Origin of the sequence: Pseudomonas sp. Marseille-Q5299 (assembly GCF_943737035.1) — a bacterium.
GTDB classification, from domain to species: Bacteria; Pseudomonadota; Gammaproteobacteria; order Pseudomonadales; family Pseudomonadaceae; genus Aquipseudomonas; species Aquipseudomonas putida_E.
Map to the genome: position 1 here is coordinate 281,069 of NZ_CALSFR010000006.1, position 19,166 is coordinate 300,234.

Annotated in this window: 16 protein-coding genes; 3 read left to right on the plus strand and 13 right to left on the minus strand. The window is 61.4% G+C overall.

All coding sequences use genetic code 11. From position 1 onward, the window contains the following. Positions 1 to 4: 4 nt before the first annotated feature. Positions 5 to 718 (minus strand): ABC transporter permease, encoded by a 714-nt coding sequence (locus NGJ21_RS18580; RefSeq protein ID WP_012316118.1) that lies wholly within the window; start codon positions 716 to 718, stop codon positions 5 to 7. Between the two features lie 463 nt (positions 719 to 1,181). On the opposite strand from NGJ21_RS18580, the gene NGJ21_RS18585 reads away from it, so the two are divergent. Together NGJ21_RS18585 and NGJ21_RS18590 are read left to right on the plus strand one after the other, a co-directional pair. Continuing rightward, a complete protein-coding gene (locus NGJ21_RS18585; RefSeq protein ID WP_115273929.1) occupies positions 1,182 to 1,511 on the plus strand; it encodes an XRE family transcriptional regulator in 330 nt (109 codons plus the stop codon). 100 nt (positions 1,512 to 1,611) lie between these two features. After that, complete coding sequence (locus NGJ21_RS18590) at positions 1,612 to 3,195, plus strand: peptide chain release factor 3 (protein ID WP_012316117.1); 1,584 nt, start codon at positions 1,612 to 1,614, stop codon at positions 3,193 to 3,195. Positions 3,196 to 3,293: 98 nt separating this feature from the next. On the opposite strand, the gene NGJ21_RS18595 is transcribed toward NGJ21_RS18590, so the two are convergent. The 5 genes from NGJ21_RS18595 to metG form a co-directional block, all read right to left on the minus strand. After that, positions 3,294 to 4,373 (minus strand): polyamine ABC transporter substrate-binding protein, encoded by a 1,080-nt coding sequence (locus tag NGJ21_RS18595; RefSeq protein WP_251962483.1) that lies wholly within the window; start codon positions 4,371 to 4,373, stop codon positions 3,294 to 3,296. Positions 4,374 to 4,425: 52 nt separating this feature from the next. Continuing rightward, positions 4,426 to 4,767 carry a cupin domain-containing protein gene (locus NGJ21_RS18600; protein ID WP_039604408.1) on the minus strand — a complete coding sequence of 114 codons (342 nt, stop codon included), beginning with the start codon at positions 4,765 to 4,767 and terminating at the stop codon, positions 4,426 to 4,428. A gap of 32 nt (positions 4,768 to 4,799) precedes the next feature. Then, positions 4,800 to 6,206, minus strand: coding sequence for an NAD(P)/FAD-dependent oxidoreductase (locus NGJ21_RS18605; protein ID WP_115273931.1), 1,407 nt, complete (start codon positions 6,204 to 6,206; stop codon positions 4,800 to 4,802). Between the two features lie 64 nt (positions 6,207 to 6,270). Beyond that, positions 6,271 to 7,080, minus strand: a complete 810-nt coding sequence (locus NGJ21_RS18610) for an AraC family transcriptional regulator (protein ID WP_046784465.1) — start codon at positions 7,078 to 7,080, stop codon at positions 6,271 to 6,273. A gap of 100 nt (positions 7,081 to 7,180) precedes the next feature. Next, positions 7,181 to 8,731, minus strand: coding sequence for a methionine--tRNA ligase (metG, locus tag NGJ21_RS18615; protein ID WP_251962484.1), 1,551 nt, complete (start codon positions 8,729 to 8,731; stop codon positions 7,181 to 7,183). Positions 8,732 to 9,174: 443 nt separating this feature from the next. On the opposite strand from metG, the gene NGJ21_RS18620 reads away from it, so the two are divergent. Continuing rightward, a complete protein-coding gene (locus NGJ21_RS18620; RefSeq protein ID WP_251962485.1) occupies positions 9,175 to 10,062 on the plus strand; it encodes a hypothetical protein in 888 nt (295 codons plus the stop codon). Between the two features lie 211 nt (positions 10,063 to 10,273). Here NGJ21_RS18620 and NGJ21_RS18625 read toward each other — a convergent pair whose 3' ends face one another. From NGJ21_RS18625 to NGJ21_RS18655, 7 genes are all read right to left on the minus strand, one after another. After that, a complete protein-coding gene (locus tag NGJ21_RS18625) occupies positions 10,274 to 11,242 on the minus strand; it encodes a peptide ABC transporter ATP-binding protein (protein ID WP_251962486.1) in 969 nt (322 codons plus the stop codon). Continuing rightward, positions 11,242 to 12,210 (minus strand): ABC transporter ATP-binding protein, encoded by a 969-nt coding sequence (locus NGJ21_RS18630; RefSeq protein ID WP_046784463.1) that lies wholly within the window; start codon positions 12,208 to 12,210, stop codon positions 11,242 to 11,244. The genes NGJ21_RS18625 and NGJ21_RS18630 overlap by 1 nt, the downstream gene beginning before the upstream one ends. Before the next feature lie 10 nt (positions 12,211 to 12,220). After that, the gene (locus NGJ21_RS18635; protein WP_115273935.1) at positions 12,221 to 13,147 is read right to left on the minus strand and encodes an ABC transporter permease subunit; all 927 of its coding nucleotides are present in this window, start codon (positions 13,145 to 13,147) and stop codon (positions 12,221 to 12,223) included. Between the two features lie 10 nt (positions 13,148 to 13,157). Beyond that, complete coding sequence (locus NGJ21_RS18640) at positions 13,158 to 14,168, minus strand: ABC transporter permease subunit (protein ID WP_012316108.1); 1,011 nt, start codon at positions 14,166 to 14,168, stop codon at positions 13,158 to 13,160. A 76-nt stretch (positions 14,169 to 14,244) separates the two neighbouring features. Beyond that, on the minus strand, positions 14,245 to 15,840 hold the full coding sequence (locus NGJ21_RS18645; RefSeq protein WP_251962487.1) for an ABC transporter substrate-binding protein: 1,596 nt from the start codon (positions 15,838 to 15,840) through the stop codon (positions 14,245 to 14,247). A 73-nt stretch (positions 15,841 to 15,913) separates the two neighbouring features. Then, a complete protein-coding gene (locus tag NGJ21_RS18650; RefSeq protein ID WP_046784461.1) occupies positions 15,914 to 17,293 on the minus strand; it encodes an OprD family porin in 1,380 nt (459 codons plus the stop codon). A 231-nt stretch (positions 17,294 to 17,524) separates the two neighbouring features. Further along, complete coding sequence (locus tag NGJ21_RS18655; protein ID WP_119687733.1) at positions 17,525 to 19,117, minus strand: ABC transporter substrate-binding protein; 1,593 nt, start codon at positions 19,115 to 19,117, stop codon at positions 17,525 to 17,527. Between the last annotated feature and the right edge of the window lie 49 nt (positions 19,118 to 19,166).

Here is a 19,166-nt window from a genome sequence, read left to right on the forward strand (position 1 = left end):
TTTTTTATTGGGCCAGGCCACGTTCCAGCCAGCGCTTGCTGGAGAAACTCACCGCGGCATCCAGCGCCAGTGCCAGCAACGCCGTGCAGGCCGCGCCAAGCAGCAGCTGTGGCTGGTTGTTCAGGGCAATGCCGGGGAAAATCAGGCTGCCCAGGCTGTTGGCACCGATCAGGAACGCGAGGGGCGCAGTGCCCACGTTCAGCGCCAGGGCCACGCGCACACCGCCGACGATGATCGGCACGGCATTGGGCAGTTCCACCTGCCACAGTTGCTGGCGCGGGGTCATGCCGATGCCGGTGGCGGCTTCTTTGAGCGAGGCGGGGACGTTTTTCAGGCCTTCGTAGGTGTTGCGCACGATGGGCAGGAGGGAGGCGAGGAACAGCGCGAAGATCGCGGGCCCGGCGCCGATGCCCAGGATACTGAGGGCGATGGCCAGAACGGCCAGAGGGGGAATGGTGTTGCCAACGTTGAAGAACTGCATGAAGCGCTCGGCTTTGTCGACCCGGTGCGGTCGACTCAACGCAATGCCGGCGGGGATGCCCACGGCCAACGCCGCCGCCATCGAAGCCAGCACCAGTACCAGGTGCGCTTGCAGGTAGAACCCAAGATCGTCGCGGTAACGCGCGATCGTGTCGATGCCGATCCAGTGGACCAGCAGGGCCAGGATGACGAGCACGGCGGCCCATCCCAACAGCCCTTTTCCGTAGCGTGTAGCCACAGGCGGACTCCTTGTGTTGTCGGCGAGCACACTCTTTTTATGGCCGGCCATGGCTGGCGGCGAGTGGTGTGTTCGCGATTAGCAGCGTGAAGCAACCGAAGGCTGCGATCAGGCCATGAGCCGAACCCCGTCGGGCCCGAAAATGCTGATGAAACCAGTCCCCAAGCGAAGCGGGTTGCAGGGGAGTGGACGTCTCCGAGGGCGTAAAGGTTCCCATCTGCAGCGGCATTTGGCCAGTGTTAATCACTGGGGCGAGTGTTTTTTCGTACTAAAAAACAGCGTGAATCCTACGTAAAGGCGTTGGTTTACCTGCTATCTGTCTACCTGTGCTGATGGACAGAATTTCCCTTCTCGATCCTGGTGGTAGGTGACAAGTGCGGGGTCAGGGAGCACAGGTTTTATCAGGTGTTGATCAAACAAGCAGACACTCGCTTTGAAAACCACTTGTCCAGAGGAGAGAAAGATGTCCAAGACGCTTGATGAGGTCATCAACGAATTGTCCCCTGAGCGCAGGGAGAGGGTGGAGCAGCTGGGTCGTCAATTGATTCGCGAAGAAATGACGCTTCAGGCATTGCGTAAGCAGCTTGAACTCACGCAAGAAGGTTTGGCAGAACGCTTGGACATGCGTCAGGGCAACATCTCCAAGGTGGAGAAGCGCAGTGACATGTTGATTTCGACCCTGCGCAGCTATGTGGAGGCCTTGGGCGGCACTCTGGAACTCGTTGTGAATATACCTGGCCGCCCTCCTGTGACGCTTGACGGTTTTTGTGAAAGCCAGGCGAAACGCGCCTGACTGACCATCGTTTACCAACGAAGGGGATCAAATTTTGGTCCCCGCCCAACTTCAGGTATGATATCGCCCCTTTTTGAATCCCCCAGTCAGGCGATTTCCCATGACCAACCAGGCCGCCGAAGTCGCGAAGCGCCGCACTTTCGCAATCATTTCCCACCCCGACGCCGGTAAGACCACCATCACCGAGAAACTCCTGCTGATGGGCAAGGCCATTGCCGTCGCCGGTACCGTGAAGTCGCGCAAGTCCGACCGCCACGCCACCTCCGACTGGATGGAAATGGAGAAGCAGCGCGGTATTTCCATCACCACCTCGGTGATGCAGTTCCCGTACCGCGAGCACATGATCAACCTGCTCGACACCCCCGGCCACGAAGACTTCTCGGAAGATACCTATCGCACCCTGACTGCAGTGGACTCGGCGCTGATGGTGCTCGACGGCGGTAAAGGTGTAGAGCCGCGGACCATTGCCCTGATGGACGTCTGCCGCCTGCGCGACACGCCCATCGTCAGCTTCATCAACAAACTCGACCGTGACATCCGCGACCCGATCGAACTGCTCGACGAGATCGAAGCGGTACTGAAGATCAAGGCCGCGCCGATCACCTGGCCGATCGGTTGCTATCGCGACTTCAAGGGTGTGTACCACCTTGCCGGCGACTACATCATTGTCTACACCCCGGGCCATGGCCATGAGCGTACCGAGGCGAAGATCATCGAGAAGCTCGACTCTGATGAAGCCCGTGCCCACCTGGGTGACGAGTATGACCGCTTCCTCGAGCAGCTCGAGTTGGTGCAGGGCGCCTGCCATGAGTTCGATCAGGACGAGTTCATCAATGGCCAGCTGACGCCGGTGTTCTTCGGTACCGCACTGGGCAACTTCGGTGTCGACCATGTACTTGACGCCGTTGTCGACTGGGCGCCGCGCCCGCTGGCCCGTGTAGCCCACGAGCGTACCGTGGAGCCGGTTGAAGAGAAGTTCACCGGCTTCGTGTTCAAGATCCAGGCGAACATGGACCCGAAACACCGCGACCGTATCGCCTTCATGCGCATTTGCTCGGGCAAGTACGAGAAGGGCATGAAGATGCGCCACGTGCGTACCGGCAAGGATCTGCGCATCGGTGACGCGCTGACCTTCTTCTCGTCCGAGCGCGAGCAGCTCGAAGAAGCCTACGCTGGCGACATCATCGGCTTGCACAACCATGGCACCATCCAGATCGGCGACACCTTCACCGAAGGCGAGGCGCTGGGCTTCACCGGCATCCCGCACTTCGCCCCGGAACTGTTCCGCCGCGTGCGCCTGAAGGACCCGCTCAAGTCCAAGCAGCTGCGCCAGGGCCTGCAGCAGCTGGCCGAAGAGGGCGCGACCCAGGTGTTCTTCCCAGAACGCAGCAACGACATCATCCTTGGTGCGGTCGGTGTGCTGCAGTTCGACGTGGTCGCCAGCCGCCTGAAGGAAGAGTACAAGGTCGAGTGCGCCTACGAGCCGATCACCGTGTGGTCGGCACGCTGGATCAGTTGCGACGACAAGAAGAAGCTCGAAGACTTCCAGGTCAAGGCCATGGAAAACCTGGCCATCGACGGTGGCGGTCACCTGACCTACCTGGCCCCGACCCGGGTCAACCTGTCGCTGATGGAAGAGCGCTGGCCGGACGTCAAGTTCCGCGCTACTCGCGAGCATCACTGATCCTGGGAGGGCTATGCCCTCCTTTTCGCGACACAAGGCCGCTCCTACAGCTGTAGGAGCGGCCTTGTGTCGCGAAAGGGCCGCAAAGCGGCCCCATTTCAGTTCCCCGCCTTGATACTGGTCCAGATGCGCGTACGAATGCGGTCGATCTTGGCCGGCATCGCCTCCAGCGCATACAGCTTGCCCATCATCTCTTCGCTCGGATAAATCATGGTGTTGCCCTTGAGTGCCGGGTCCACCAGAGCGTCGGCCTTGAGGTTGCCGTTGGCGTACTGCACATGGTTACTGATATTGGCCATCACCTGTGGCTGCAACAGGTAATTCATGTAGGCATAACCCGCCTTCTCATCCGGTGCATCGGCCGGCATGGCAACCATGTCGAACCACATCGGTGCGCCTTCCTTGGGGATCGAATAGCCGACCTTCACCCCGTTCTTCGCTTCATCGGCGCGGTTTTTCGCCTGCAGCACGTCACCCGAGAACCCTACCACCACGCAGATATCGCCATTGGCCAGGTCACCTGTGTACTTGGATGAATGGAAGTAGCTGATGTACGGGCGCACCTTCATCAGCAGTTCCTTGGCCTTTTCGTAGTCCTTCGGATCTTTGCTGTGGTGCGGCAAGCCCAGGTAGTGCAGGGCGATGGGTAACAGTTCAGGGCCGTTGTCGAGCACGGCGATCCCACAGCTCTTGAGCTTGCTCATGTACTCGGGCTTGAAGATCAGGTCCCATGAATCCACCGGGGCGTTGTCACCGAGCACGGCCTTTACCTTGTCGATGTTGTAGCCGATGCCGGTACTGCCCCACAGGTACGGGAAACCGTACTGGTTGCCGGGGTCGTTGACCTCCAGCGCCTTGAGCAGCACCGGGTTGAGGTTGTTCCAGCCGGGTAGCTGCGACTTGTCCAGCTTCTTCAGGGCCTTGCCCTGAATCTGTCGGGCCATGAAGTGGTTGGAGGGGAACACCACGTCGTAGCCTGAGTTGCCGGTCATCAGCTTGCCGTCGAGGGTCTCGTTGCTGTCGTACACGTCGTAGGTCGGGTTGATGCCGGTGGCCTGCTGGAAGTTCTTCAACGTGTCGGGGGCCACGTAGCTGGACCAGTTGTAGATCTTTACCGAGTCGGCGGCGTTGGCCACGCTGGCGGCCAGCATCAGGGGTGCGAGAAGGAGGGTGCGCATGTCGGGTTTACCTTGCTTTGTCTGTTGTTTTCGAAGGCAGGCGATCAGCGGATCAGAAGATCAGTACGTAGGTCTTGCGCACGGTTTCCTGGATATCCCAGATGCCCATGCTGTTGGCCGGTAGCATCAGTGCGTCTCCGGCTTCTATGTGAAGGGGCTGGCCACCGTCGGGTGTGAAGGTGCAGCGGCCCTTGATGAAGTGGCAGAACTCCTGCTGCGCGATCTGCCGCCGCCAGCGCCCGGGCGTGCATTCCCAGATGCCGGTTTCGACGCCATCGCTGCGTTCCACGCAGGTGACCGAGGTCACTGCCACGGGTTCGCCAAGCGGCACCGCGACCGGGTTGGAGCTTTCCAGCACGGCGCTTTCGGTGTGTTTGAACTGGGTGATGCTCATTACCGTTGGATCCTGTGTGGGTGAAAGGGAAGTCAGTGCATGAAGCCTTCCATGAAGTCCGCCAGCGAGCTGGCCAGGCGCCGCCGCCATGGCACGGTGGCGGGGTTGGCGAGGGTTCGGTCCTCGTGCACGAAGCTCTGGATGATCGCGTTGTAGCCCAGCCAGCGGCAGGGCTCGGGCGGCCAGCTGGCCAGGCTCGACAGCGGACGGTTGTCGAGCACCCAGGGTTGCGCGGTCAGTTCGTTGTGCTGGTTGAGGATCAGCGCGGCCAATGTGCGCCCACCGAGGTTGGTGGCGCCGACACCTTCACCGCCATAACCGCCGGACAGGGCAATACCGCGCTGGCGGTCACACAGCATGTGCGGGCGGAAGCGCCGGGCCATGCCCAAGTTGCCACCCCACGAATGGGTGATGCGCACATGCTTGAGTTGTGGGAACAGCTCGCTGAACAGGTAGCGGCGCAGGTCGACTTCGGCCTCTGTCAGGGTGAAGTCTTCGCGCAGCCTGCCGCCGAAGCGGTAGCCGCCGCGGGCGCCGAACACCAGGCGGTTGTCGGCGGTGCGTTGGCCATAGGTGACCTGGCGGCTGCTCTCGCTGAAGGCCTGGCCTTGTGACAGGCCGATCTGCTCCCAGGTCGATTCGGGCAGGGGCTCGGTGGCCACCAGCAGGCTCTGCACCGGCAGTTGATGCTTGCCCAGCGGTGGCAGGCTGGCGGCGTAGCCCTCCACAGCAGGGACCATCCACTGGCAGCGGATGCGCGCCAGGGGTGCCCGCACTTCACCGGGCTGCCAGTCGACGGCGGGGGTGTTCTCGTAGATCGGCACGCCCAGCGCTTCAACCGCCCGGGCCAGGCCACGCACCAGCTTGGCGGGTTGGATGGTCGCGGTATGCGGGCTGTAGATCGCGCCGTAGGCGTTGCTCACGCGAAGCTGGGCGTCCAGTTGCTCAGGGCGCAGCCAGCGGTAGTCATCCTCGGTCATGCCCTGGCGGTAGAGGTCATCGAGGTAGGCACGCAGGCTGCGCTCCTGTTCCGGGTAGCGCGCGGCGCAATACAGCACGCCGCCTTTGCGGTAGTCGCAATCGATGCCTTCGCGTTGCAGCACGCGGTGGACTTCGTCGGGGATGCCATGCAGCAGGTCGATGCTGGCGCGGCGTTGTTGCGGCGACAGGGTGGCGAGCAGGCGGTCTTCACCGAGCATGTTGCCCATCAGCCAGCCGCCATTGCGCCCAGAGGCGCCAAAGCCGGCAATGTTGGCCTCGATCACGGCGATGTTCAGCTGTGGCGCCTGGCGCTTGAGGTAGTAGGCGGTCCAAAGCCCGGTGTAGCCAGCGCCGATGATGCACACGTCGACGTCGAGGTCTTCGCGCAGGGCCGGGCGGGCGCACAGCGGCTCTTCAAGCTGGTCCATCCACAGGCTGAGCGTGCGCAAAGGTTGCATCGGGTTCGGCTCCACATCCGTCAAGGTCTGTGGGCGATCCTAGTGGCGTTCAGCGCTGGCTGTCTTACGTGCGTGCACGCAGGGAAATTTGCTTCAGATAGGCCTTGGGCGTAAGCCCGGTGTGTTCGCGGAAGCACTTGTAGAATGCCGACAGGGAGTTGAAGCCCGCGCTGAACGCCAGGTCGTCGATCGGCGCCCCGACCCTGTCGTCATCCAGGCTGGCCATCAGGTGCTGCAGGCGGGCCTGGTTGACGTAGCGGTAGAAGCTTTGCCCCAGCACCTGGTTGAGCAGGTAGGAGATCTGGTTGCGGCTGTAGCCACTGGCATCGGCCACCTGTTGCAGGTCCAGTTCCGGGTCAAGGTAGGGGCGCTGGCGCTGGAAGTAGTGCTCCAGGTCCTGGGCCATGGTCGACAGCTGTCGCGGCGAAAGGCCCAGGCGGCTGACGGCTGGGCGCGGGCCGCTGCTGGCAAGCCCCTGGCTGTTCTGGCGGACCAGCGTGGCGTACTCGTTTACCCGCCAGATCAGCCCGTCCTTGACCGTGATCGCTTCGCTGGACTGAAACGCCACCAGGCCTTCGCCGCCCTGCACCGTGACCTGGTACTGGATGAATGCCGTGCTGCCGTCAACGCGGATACGGTCGCCATGGACGATGTCCTCGCCGGCCTGGTGGGGCAGGCAAGCGCGGACATAGTCACGCAGCGCGTCGTAACCGAGCACGCGGTTCTGGAAAAAATCGTGGTATTGCACGTCCGGGTGATAGAGCGCAATCACCCCGTCGAGGTCGCGGTGCTTCCAGCACAGGTGGTAGCGCAGCACGGTTTCGGCGGTGATTGGCGTTTGTTCAGGGCCGTCCGATAATTCATTCAATGTCATTCAGCGATAGTGCCGAGGCTTGCAACGTCAAGCAAGAGCCAACTGAATCTAGCATTTTAAGCCGCATTCCCAGAGGCTGAAGTCTCTGGGGGCTCGGGTATTACTCAGCTTCCTGATAGCGGGGGAACAGTACTCGAGTTTCGTTGATGCGAAATCCCGGTGCTACCGAGCGACCATGATAGAAGTTGGGGGACTGGCCGGCATCTAAGCAGCCCAGGTTTTGCAGCAACTCGGCCATGCTGACGGGCATGACTGGCCACAACGTAAGCGCGCCATGGCGTAGGGCTTCCAGGCAATCATGCAGGATATGACCTACGTATACGAGGTTTTCAGGCTGCTTGACTAGCCGGTAGGGCTCGGTGAGGTTCACGTACTGATCGATTGTACGAAAGATTGTGAGTGCTGATGCAATCATCTTGTCGTATTGGAATGCTTGGGCCTTTTCTCGGGACGATAGGCTAAGCTCTCTGATGGCCTTGGAGAAATCGCTGGCAACAGCCGATTTTGCGGGTACGATACCCTCAAAATAGCGATTGACCATCCCTATGATTCGACTGAAACAATTTCCCACGGTATTGGCGAGGTTCGCGTTGTAGCTTTCTATGAGACGCAAATGCGCAAAATCCGAGTCGCTGGCGCCCACTGGCCCCGCGCTGGCGAGATAGAAACGCATGCTGTCCACCCCAAATTTTTCACAGTAATGGCGCAAAAGGTCGGTGCCTACGAAATTGCCCATGCTTTTCGACATCTTTTCGCCTTCGCGTATCCAGAAACCGTGGGCGAGGATGTTGCGTGGCAGATCCAGCCACTGGTTACCCTCTACCTGTTTCAGGGCCAGCAACATGGCAGGCCAGATTACGGCATGGAACCAGAGGATGTCCTTGCCAACCACCTGGAGGGTCGCCGGCCAGAGGTGACGACGCTCTAGGGTGTCGATTGCGGTAAGGTAGTTGAACAGTGCGTCGACCCAGACGTAAACCACATGCGAAGTGTCGCCGGGAACATTGATTCCCCAAGCGTCGGCGTTATGTCTTGAAATAGGGATGTCGCTGATTCCATCTTGTATCCTTGCAACGATTTCAGCACTACGGCTAGCTGGATGAATTCTCAGTTGACCGGTGTCGAGCAGCGCCAACAATTGCTCTTGGTAGCGACTTAGGCGAAAGAAATAGTTATTTTCACTGCGCTGAATCAGAGGCTTTTTATTGATTGGTGACTTGTATTCATACTGCTTTGCCTTGGTGTCGGATATGTATTCCTCTTGGCCCGCGTCATACCAGCCTACATACTCACCTAAATAAACATCCCCGGTAGTCATAAGCTGTTCAATACGTTTGCGTACAGTTGCCTTGTGACGGGGTTCGCTGGTCCTGATGAAATCATTGAAGTCGATATTGAACATTGTGAATGCTTGACGAAATGCATCGGCATTGTTCTGTGCCCATGTTTCTACAGGCACTTCCTGAGCTCGCGCTGCTTCTATTACCTTAGTCGAGTGTTCATCCGTCCCGGTCAATAAGAATGACTCATTATTTTCGAGCTGCGCCGTGCGAGCTCCGATATCGGCGAGCAGGGTTGAAAATACATGGCCAATATGTGGGGCGTCATTCACGTAGTAAATGGGAGTTGTGAAATAGCGAGTTGATCTCATTGCCTACATCCGGGGGAGGTGGAATAAGGCAAGGTAGCGGGTAGGATGAACATAGTAAATAAACAGAATGTTTAGATTGCTTCGTATGATTTTTCCTATAAAAGCTCCTATATGCGCTTCTGTGGGTTGTTCACAGGCAGTTGGTGGCGCCCGGGCGCTGTATGAGCCTGCAGCATGCACTTCTCGATACCGCACCTCCCCGACACTCCGTTAAGGACCTTACTTTCATGGCCTGCTTCTTAAAATCGCCGGGTCGGATCTTCGCGGGCGTTGCATAAACCCTGAGTGGTGAGCCTCGATTCGGGTGTTCTGCACGGTCCTAGGACGCACGCTTGAGCTAAGCCATTGATTTGGCAGCATGTCATTTTTTGACACAACTGGCACAGCCTCTGCACCGATTACAGGGCAATGGACCTGTTATCAACAATAAAGGCGAAAACCTCATGATTCACTCTGCCGACTACCCGCATGTCGATTCCCAGAGCCGCTCAGGCGTGTCCTGGGCGGCCATCTTCGCCGGGGCAGCTGCCGCGGCGTCCCTTTCACTGATCCTGATGGTACTGGGTGCGGGGCTCGGCTTTGCCGCTACCTCGCCTTGGGCCGATGAAGGCGCCAGCGCCAAGGCACTGGGCATCTCGACCATCATCTGGCTATTGCTGACCCAGATTCTTGCTTCCGGGCTGGGTGGCTATATTGCCGGGCGCCTGCGGGTGAAGTGGGCGAACCTGCACGGTGACGAGGTGTACTTCCGCGACACGGCGCATGGTTTTCTCGCCTGGGCGGTCGCCACCCTGGTAGCGGCGATGCTGATCGTGAGTACCGCCGGGGGGCTGGCCAGTGCCGGTGTGCAGGCGGGCGCGAATGCCGTGGGGGCCGCAGCCAGCATGGCGCCCAAGCCTGACGCCAATGGCTATTTCGTCGACAGCCTGTTCCGCAGTGATGGCCCGGCGCCTGTGAGTGACGACGCCGCCAATGGCGTGGCAGCACGGATTATCGCCAGGTCCATTGCGCAGGGGACGCTCGCCGAAGATGACCGCGCTTACCTGGCGCAACTGGTGGCCCAGCGTACCCGCCTCAGCCAGCCTGAAGCCGAAGCACGCGTAGACCAGGTGTTCGCCCAGGTCGAGCAAGCCAAGGTCGAGGCAAAAAAAGCTGCCGACACCGCAGCCAAAGTGGCGGCATGGACCGCGCTGTGGACCTTCGTTGCGCTGTTGTGTGGGGCATTCTTCGCCAGCCTGGCAGCCCTGTACGGTGGTCGCCAGCGTGATCGCGTGATGTGGCTGGAAGGGGAAGGGGTTGATTACACCACGCGTCGTACTATTCAACGTTGAGTAAGGAGAAACATCATGCGCTCATTACTGCTGTGGATGCTTGGGGTGCCGATTCCGGTGATCATTCTGATCGCGATATTCATGCATTGAGTGGTTGGGGCCGCTGTGCGGCCCATCGCCGGCAAGCCGGCTCCTACAGGTACATCACCGTTCTCAGGAGCAGTGAACTACCTGTGGGGGCCGGCTTGCCGGCGATTGAGGCTATGCCGACCTAAAGAAACTGCTCGGCATAGTGACAGGCGACTTGCCTGGTCCCGACCTGGCGAAACGCCGGCACTTCAACACCACACCGTTCCGTCGCATACGGGCAGCGTTTGTGAAATGCGCACCCATCCGGCGGGTCGAGCGGGTTGGGCAGCTCGCCGGCGATGCGGATCTTCGGCTTCAACGGGTCCGGGTGGATCGCCGGTGTCGCTGAAAGCAGCGCCTGGGTGTACGGGTGCAGCGGCTTTTCGTAGATATCTTCCTTCGGCCCCATTTCCGCCGGCCGGCCCAGGTACATCACCAGCACCTGATCCGCCACGTGGCGTACCACTGCCAGGTTGTGGGAGATGAACACGTAGGCCGTGTTGAATTCCCTCTGCAGGTCCATGAACAGGTTCAGCACCTGTGCCTGGATCGACACATCCAGCGCCGAGGTCGGTTCGTCGGCCACCAGCACTTTGGGTTGCAGCATCATCGCCCGGGCCAGGGCGATGCGCTGGCGCTGGCCGCCCGAGAACATGTGCGGGTAGCGCTGGTAATGCTCAGGCCGCAACCCCACCTGCTCCATCATCTTCTGCACTTTTTCGCGCCGCTCGGCCTTGCTCAACGAGGTGTTGATCAGCAGCGGTTCGGCCAACTGATCGCCGATCTTCTGCCGTGGGTTGAGCGAGGCATAGGGGCTCTGGAACACCATCTGGACGTCGCGGCGCAATTGTTTGCGCTCGCTTTTGCTGGCGCCTTTGACCTCGGTGCCGTCGATCTGCAACGAGCCGGAAGAGGGCTCTTCGATCAACGTCAGTGCGCGCGCCAGCGTGGACTTGCCACAACCCGACTCACCCACCACGGCCAGTGTCTTGCCAGCTTCCAGCTCGAATGACACGCCATTGAGTGCGCGCACCAAGGCATGGCCCTTGAACAGCCCGCGGGACACTTCGTAATGCCGGGTCAGCTCCCGTGCGGTTAGAACGACGCTCATCACGCCACCTCCTGGTTCAGCGGGTAGAAGCAACGCACCAGGCTATGGGCCTGAGGGTCAAGGGGTGGGCGTTGGCGCCGGCAGTTGTCCTGCACGTACGGGCAGCGTGGCGACAGCAGGCAGCCGTCCGGGCGGTCGTACCGGCCAGGGACGATGCCCGGCAGCGTGGCCAGGCGTTCGGCGCCGATGCTGTGTTCGGGGATGGCCGCCAGCAGTGCTTCGCTGTAGGGGTGCGCGGGCACGTCGAACAGCTCAGGCACCTGGCCCACTTCCACGGCTTGGCCGGCATACATCACACAGACGCGTTTGGCGGTTTCGGCGACCACGGCCAGGTCGTGGGTAATCAGGATGAGCGCCATGTTGCGCTCTTTCTGCAGGTTGACCAGCAGTTCCATGATCTGCGCCTGGATGGTCACGTCCAGCGCCGTGGTCGGCTCGTCGGCGATCAGCAGCTTGGGCTCCCCGGCAATCGCCATGGCGATTGCCACGCGCTGGCTCATGCCACCGGACAGCTGGTGCGGGTAGGCGTCCAGGCGGCTTTCGGCAGCCGGGATCTCGACCTTTTTCAGCAGCTCCAGGGCACGCTGGCGCGCGGCTTTGCCTTTGAGGCCCAGGTGCTGGCGCAGCACTTCTTCGATCTGGTAGCCCACGGTGTAGCTGGGGTTGAGCGCGGTCATCGGGTCCTGGAAGACCATGGCGATGTCCTTGCCCACCACCTTGCGCCGCTGGCGGGAGCTGAGTTTGAGCATGTTGGTGCCGTCGAAGGTGAGCGTATCGGCGGTGATGCGCCCGGGGGCCTCGATCAGGCCCATCAGGGCCATCATGGTGACCGATTTGCCCGAGCCGGACTCACCGACAATGGCCAGTATTTCACCGGCGTCCACCGCCAGGTCCAGGCCGTCCACCACTGGGACTGCATTGGCGTCGCCGAAGCGCACGCTCAGGTTGTTGATCTGCAACAGTGACATGGCGCTCTCCTCAGGCGGCGTTCTTGAGTTTCGGGTCCAGCGCATCGCGCAAGCCGTCGCCCATCAGGTTGATTGCCAGCACACTGAGCAGGATGGTCAGGCCGGGCAGGCTCACCACCCACCAGGCGCGCTCGATGTAGTCCCGGGCCGAGGCGAGCATGGTGCCCCACTCCGGGGTCGGCGGTTGTACACCCAGGCCCAGGAAGCCCAGCGCAGCGGCGTCGAGGATGGCCGAGGAGAAGCTCAAGGTGGCCTGCACGATCAGCGGTGCCATGCAGTTGGGCAGCACGGTGACGAACATCAGCCGTGGCAACCCGGCGCCAGCCAGACGCGCGGCGGTCACATAGTCGCGGTTCAGTTCACCCATCACCGCAGCGCGGGTCAGGCGCACGTAGGACGGTAGCGACACGATGGCGATGGCGATCACTGTGTTGATCAGGCCTGGGCCGAGAATGGCGACGATCGCCACGGCCAGCAGCAGCGACGGCAGGGCCAGCATCACGTCCATCAGGCGCATGATCGACGGACCGAGCAAGCGCGGGAAGAAACCGGCCAGCAGGCCCAGCAGGATGCCCGGGATCAGCGACATCACCACCGACGACAGGCCGATCAGCAGCGACAGCCGGGCGCCCTGGATCAGCCGCGAGAGCAGGTCACGGCCCAGTTCGTCGGTGCCGAGGATGAATTGCCAGGTACCGCCTTCGAGCCATACCGGCGGGGTCAGCAGGAAGTCACGGTATTGTTCGCTTGGGTCATGCGGCGCCACCCACGGCGCGAACAGCGCACAGAACACCACCACGCACATGAAGGCCAGGCCCATCACCGCGCCCTTGTTGCGCGAGAAGGCGTGCCAGAACTCTTTGTATGGCGAGGGGTAGAGCAGGCTTTGGTCCACCGGGCTGGCCGGCGTCACGGATTTCGGAATAGGGCTAGTCATGGCGAAGGCCTCAGCGCTGATGACGGATGCGTGGGTTGGCCAGACCGTAGAGGATGTCCACGACGAAGTTGACCAGGATCACCAGGCAGGCGATCAACAGGATGCCGTTCTGGACCACGGGGTAGTCACGGGCGCCGATGGCTTCGATCAGCCATTTGCCGATGCCCGGCCAGGAGAAGATGGTTTCGGTCAGCACCGCACCGGCCAGCAGCGTGCCGACCTGCAGGCCGAACACGGTCAGCACCGGGATCAGCGCATTGCGCAGGCCGTGCACGAACACCACGCGGGCCGGTGACAGGCCTTTGGCGCGCGCAGTGCGAATGTAGTCTTCGCGCAGCACTTCGAGCATGGACGAGCGGGTCATGCGGGCGATTACCGCCAACGGGATGGTGCCGAGCACGATGGCCGGCAGGATCAGGTGCATCACCGCATCCTTGAACGCGCCTTCTTCGTCACTGAGCAGGGTATCGATGAGCATGAAGCCGGTTTTCGGCTCGATGTCGTACAGCAGGTCGATGCGCCCGGAGACCGGCGTCCAGCCCAGGCTCACCGAGAAGAACATGATCAGGATCAGGCCCCACCAGAAAATCGGCATCGAATAGCCGGCCAGGGAGATGCCCATGACCCCGTGATCGAACAGCGAGCCACGCTTGAGCGCAGCGATCACGCCGGCCAATAAGCCGACGATGCCGGCGAACAGCAGCGCGGCAAAGGCCAGTTCCAGGGTTGCAGGGAACAGGGTGAGGAACTCGCTCCATACGCTTTCACGGGTGCGCAGCGACTCGCCCAGGTCACCCTGCGCGAGCTTGCCCACGTAATCCAGGTACTGGACCGGCAGTGGCTTGTTCAGGCCCAGGCGCTCCATGGCCTGGGCGTGCATCTCGGGGTCGACCCTGCGCTCGCCCATCATCACTTCCACCGGGTCGCCGGGGATCAGGCGTATGAGCGCGAAGGTCAGCAAGGTGATGCCGAAAAACGTCGGTATCAGCAGGCCCAGGCGCCGGGCAATAAAACTCAACATTGTCAGGGTTACCTCATCAGCCGTTGTACGGCAGTGCCGCCGTTGCCCGTGTGGGTTGCCGGCGGTCGTTGTTGTTCTACTTCACCTGGGTGGTGGCGAAGTTGTTGTTGGTCAGAGGGTTGATCACATAACCCTCCACGTTGTCACGCATGGCAGTGAACATCTTCGGATGCGCCATGCTGATCCAGGGCTGGTCGTCATCGTACACCTTCAATGCCTCGGCATAGAGCCTGGCACGCTCGTCGTTGTCGATCACCTCACGGGCGCGGGTGATCAGGTCCTGAAACTTCGAGTTGCACCAGCGCGCGTAGTTCTCACCACTTTTGACCGCATCGCAGCTGAGCAGGGGGCTGAGGAAATTGTCCGGGTCGCCGTTGTCGCCGGCCCAGCCGGTGGAGACCAGGTCGGCCTCACCGTTTTTCGCCCGGCGCAGCATCTCGGCCCACTCCATCACACGGATGTCCAGCTTCAGGCCGATTTTGGCGAGGTCGGACTGGAGCATTTCCGCCGACAGCCGTGGGTTGGGGTTGGTCGCGCCGCCGCCATTGCGGGTGAACAGCGTGATGACCGTGCCTTGCGGCACCCCGGCCTGCTGGAGCAGTTCACGGGCCTTGGCCAGGTCACGGGGTGGGTTCTGGTTGGCACTGTTGTAGCCGATCATGGTTGGCGGGTAGGGGTTTACCCCCACCAGCGCATTGCCCTTGCCGAACAGCTGGTCGACGTGGGTCTGGCGGTCGAAGGCCATGTTGATGGCTTTGCGCACGCGCACATCGCTGAGGTATTTGTGCTCGGTGTTCATGGCGATATAGCCGGTGACCAGGGCCTCGATCTCGGCGACCTTGAGCTTGGGATCAGCCTTGATCGACGCCACGTCGTCCGGTTTCGGGTAAAGCGCCACCTGGCATTCATTGGCGCGCAGCTTCTGCAGGCGCACGTTGCTGTCGGTGGCGATGGCGAAAATCAGCGAGTCGGCCGGCGGCTTGCCGCGGAAGTAGTCCGGGTTGGCCTTGAAGCGCACCTGGGCGTCCTTGTTGTAGCGCTGGAAGATGAACGCGCCAGTGCCCACCGGTTTGCTGTTGAGGTCGCCGGTCTTGCCTGCCTTGAGCAACTGGTCGCCGTATTCGGCGGAGTAGATCGAGGTGAAGCCCATGGCCATGTCACGCAGGAACGGTGCTTGCGGGCGGGTCAGGGTGATGACCACGGTGTGGTCGTCGGTCTTGTCCACCGATTTGAGCAGGTCCTTGAAGGCCATGCTCTCGAAATACGGGTAGCCGACGCTGGTCTTGTCGTGCCACGGGTGGTTAGGGTCGAGCTGGCGACGCAGGCTCCACAGCACGTCGTCGGCATTGAAATCGCGGGTCGGTTTGAAGTAACCGGTGGTGTGGAACTTCACCCCTCGGCGCAGGTGAAAGGTGTAGGTCAGGCCATCGGCCGAGATGTCCCAGCGTTCGGCCAGGGCTGGCTGGATGTCGGTGGTGCCGGGCTTGAAGTCGACCAGGCGGTTGAACACCGTCTCAGCCGAGGCATCGGCGGTGACCGCCGTGGTGTATTGAACGATGTCGAAGCCTTCCGGGCTGGCTTCGGTGCACACCACCAGCGGCTTGGCCGCCAGGTTGCCGGCGGCGCCGAGTATGACCGCTGCCAGGGCAGCGCGTAGCGGTAGCGATGTCATGTGTCCTCCTTGCTTGCAATGATTCCAGCGTAGCCGCCCGGGCCCGCACTGAAGCGGACCTGGGCGTAAGCGGTCAGAGAATGTTGAACGGAATGGTGGTCACCACGCGGAACTCATCCAGGCTGCCATCGGCCTGTGCCTTGCTGGCGCGATGCGCGGTATAGGTAGCGCGGATGCTGGTGTCTTTCAGCGGCCCGCTCTGCACCGCGTAGCTGGTGCCGATACCCCACTCATAGTGGGTTTCGCCATCCAGGCCGTTCACGTCATAGGCCGTACCGCGGTAATGGGTGCCGTCGATGCCCCAGCCGCGGGCGTTGTACAGGTTGAACTTCAGGCCCGGCACGCCATACGGCGCCATGTTCAGCACGTAGGAAATCTGCAGGGATTTCTCGTTCGGGCCGTTGAAGTCCGAGAGCAGGGAGTTGGCCAGGTAGATGCCGTTGGTTTCGTGCAGGTAGTCGAAGTACTCGTTACCGTTGACCTGCTGCCACGAAGCGCTGAGGGTGTGGGCCTGGTGGGTCAGGCCGAACGACAGGCTGTAGGTGTCGTTGTCGATCTCGCCCATCTTCTGGCTGCCTGCGTCCACGGTCTTGTAGTAGTTCAGGCCGGTGGTCAGGCTCAGCACCGCGCTGTCGCCCAGCACGTGGCTGGCGCCGAAGTAGTACTGGTTCCAGAAGTCGTCGACCTTGGTGGCGTACAGGCTGGTGGTCAGGCTCTTGAGCGGCTGGTAGTTGACCCCGGCGGTACTGGCACGGTCGGTTTCCACGCCCGCTGCGCCATACTCGCTGCGAAACTTGCTCAGGCTCTGTTCGGTGCGCGGCGAGACACGGTCGAAGGTGCCCAGGTCGAATGACAGGTTGTCGAACTCTGCACTGTGCAGGAACGCGCCCTGGAAGCTGGAGGGCAGGGCGCGGTTGCCGATGTAAGCGATCATCGGCGTGTCCACGGACTGGCGGCCGACGGTGAGGGTGGTGTTGGACACCCGTGCCTTGAGGTTGGCCAGGCCCATCTTGCTCCACTGGCCGATGGGGTCGCCATCGCTATGGGTCAGGGTACGGTTGTTCGGCCCGGCGACTGCGGCGCGGCCTTGCTCCAGAGCGATGGCGTTGTAGCCGGCTGCCTCCACGGCAAAACCCACGGTGCCCTGGGTGAAGCCTGAGCTGTAGTTGAGGATGGTGCCCTGCAGCCAGTTGTCGCGGCTGTGGCTGTCGTGGCGTGTGCCGTCGCTTTTGTAGTACTTGAACAACGGCGCGCGGGTGGCGCGTTCGCGGGCGTACCAGTTGCGGGTGCTGCCGGACAGGCTCTGGCCGTCGATGAAACCTTTGGCCTCATCCTGCTCGCTGGTGCCTTTGAGGCTGAACGGGACGTAGTCCTGGCTTTGGGTGTCGGCCTGGGCCATGGCGGCGAAGGTGGCGATGGATAACGCCAGTGTGGTGAACGTGAATAGTCTCAAGATGAAAGCTCCCTTTCTGTTCTTTTAGTTATTGCCTGGCCTTGTGGGCCGGGTTGTTGCGGTGTTGCCAGGGTTGCCCGGGGTTGCCGGGCCAATCAGGGGGAGGTGTGTGGCCAGTGCTGGCCCTTTCGCCGGCAAGCCGGCGCCCACAGGAATCAATAAAGATCCCCAGGCTTGTGCCATTTTTGTAGGAGCCGGCTTGCCGGCGAGAGGGCCGCTACCGGCTAACGCTCAATCAACGCTCACTCCGGAAAAGTCGTTGCGGCCAAAGGGGCTCACCTTGAAGCCGGCCACCTTGACGCTGAGCGGCTGGTTCACCGTGGAGTGCGCCACCGGCGTGATCGGCACCTGCTGTTTGAGGCGTTGCTGGGCCTGCTGGTACAGCACTGTGCGCTGCTCGCGGTCGGTTACCTGCTTGGCTTGCTTGACCAGGCTGTCGTACTGCCGGTCGCACCACTGCGAGTAGTTGTTGCTGCCGATGGCATCGCAGCTGTAGAGGGTGCCCAGCCAGTTATCCGGGTCGCCGTTGTCACCGGTCCAGCCGATCAGGGCGATGTCGTGCTCGCCGCTTTTCATGCGCTTGAGGTATTCGCCCCATTCATAACTGACGATGCGCACTTTCAAGCCCAGCTTGCTCCAGTCGGCCTGAAGCATCTCGGCCATGAGCTTGGCGTTGGGGTTGTACGGGCGCTGCACGGGCATGGCCCACAGGGTGACTTCGGTGCCTTCCTTGACCCCGGCCTGCTTGAGCAGCTGGCGGGCCTGCTCAGGGTCGTAGGGTGCGTCCTTTAAGCTGTCGTCATAGGACCATTGGGTTGGTGGCATGGCGTTGACTGCGCGTTGCCCCGAGTCCTGATACACCGCCTGCAGGATCGCCTGTTTGTTCACTGCCATGTCCATGGCCTGGCGTACCTCCAGGCGGTCGAACGGCGGGTGCTGGGTGTTGTAAGCGATATAGCCGAGGTTGAAGCCTGGTTGTTGCAGCACCTGCAGCTTGCTGTCCTGCTTGAGGGCTGGCAGGTCGGCCGGGCGTGGGTGCAGGGTGACCTGGCATTCGCCGCGGCGCAGCTTCTGGATGCGCACCGAGGGGTCGGTGTTGATCGAAAATACCAGGTTGTCGAGTTTCACCTCGTCCGGTGCCCAGTAGTCCTTGTTGCCTTTGAAGCGGATCTGCGAATCTTTCTGGTAGCGCTGGAACACGAACGGGCCGGTACCGATAGGCTGCTGGTTGATGTCGCTGGGGCGCCCGCTCGCCATCAGATGCTCGGCATATTCAGCCGAAAGCACCGAAGCGAAGCTCATCGCCAGGTTTTGCACGAAGGCGGCATCGACCTTGTTCAGGGTGAACACCACGGTCATCGGGCCGGTCTTTTCGATACCGGCGATGTTCTTGTCCAGGCCCATGCTGACGAAGTAGGGGAACTCGGTGGGGTAGGCCTGGCGGAACGGGTGCTCGCGGTCGAGCATGCGGTTGAAGGTGAACAGCACGTCATCGGCGTTGAAGTCGCGGCTGGGGGTGAATGCCTTGTTGGCGTGGAATTTCACCCCCTCGCGCAGGTGGAAGGTGTAGCGCAGGCCATCGTCGGATACTTCCCACTTCGTTGCCAGGGCGGGATGCACTGCCGTACCGCCGCGTTGAAATTCCACCAGGCGGTTGTAGATCGGTTCTGCCGCATCGTTGTCGGTGGCACTGGTGTATTGGGCTGTGTCGAACCCGGCCGGGCTACCCTCGGAGCAGAACACCAGGCTACTGGCCTGAGGGGCTGATGCCTGGCTCAGCAGGCCCACGGCGAGCAGCGTGGAAAACAGTGTGGTGTGGCGCATGGCAAATCCTTTTTTCCGTCTGTTTTTGCCGCTTCGGGGTACGAAATGC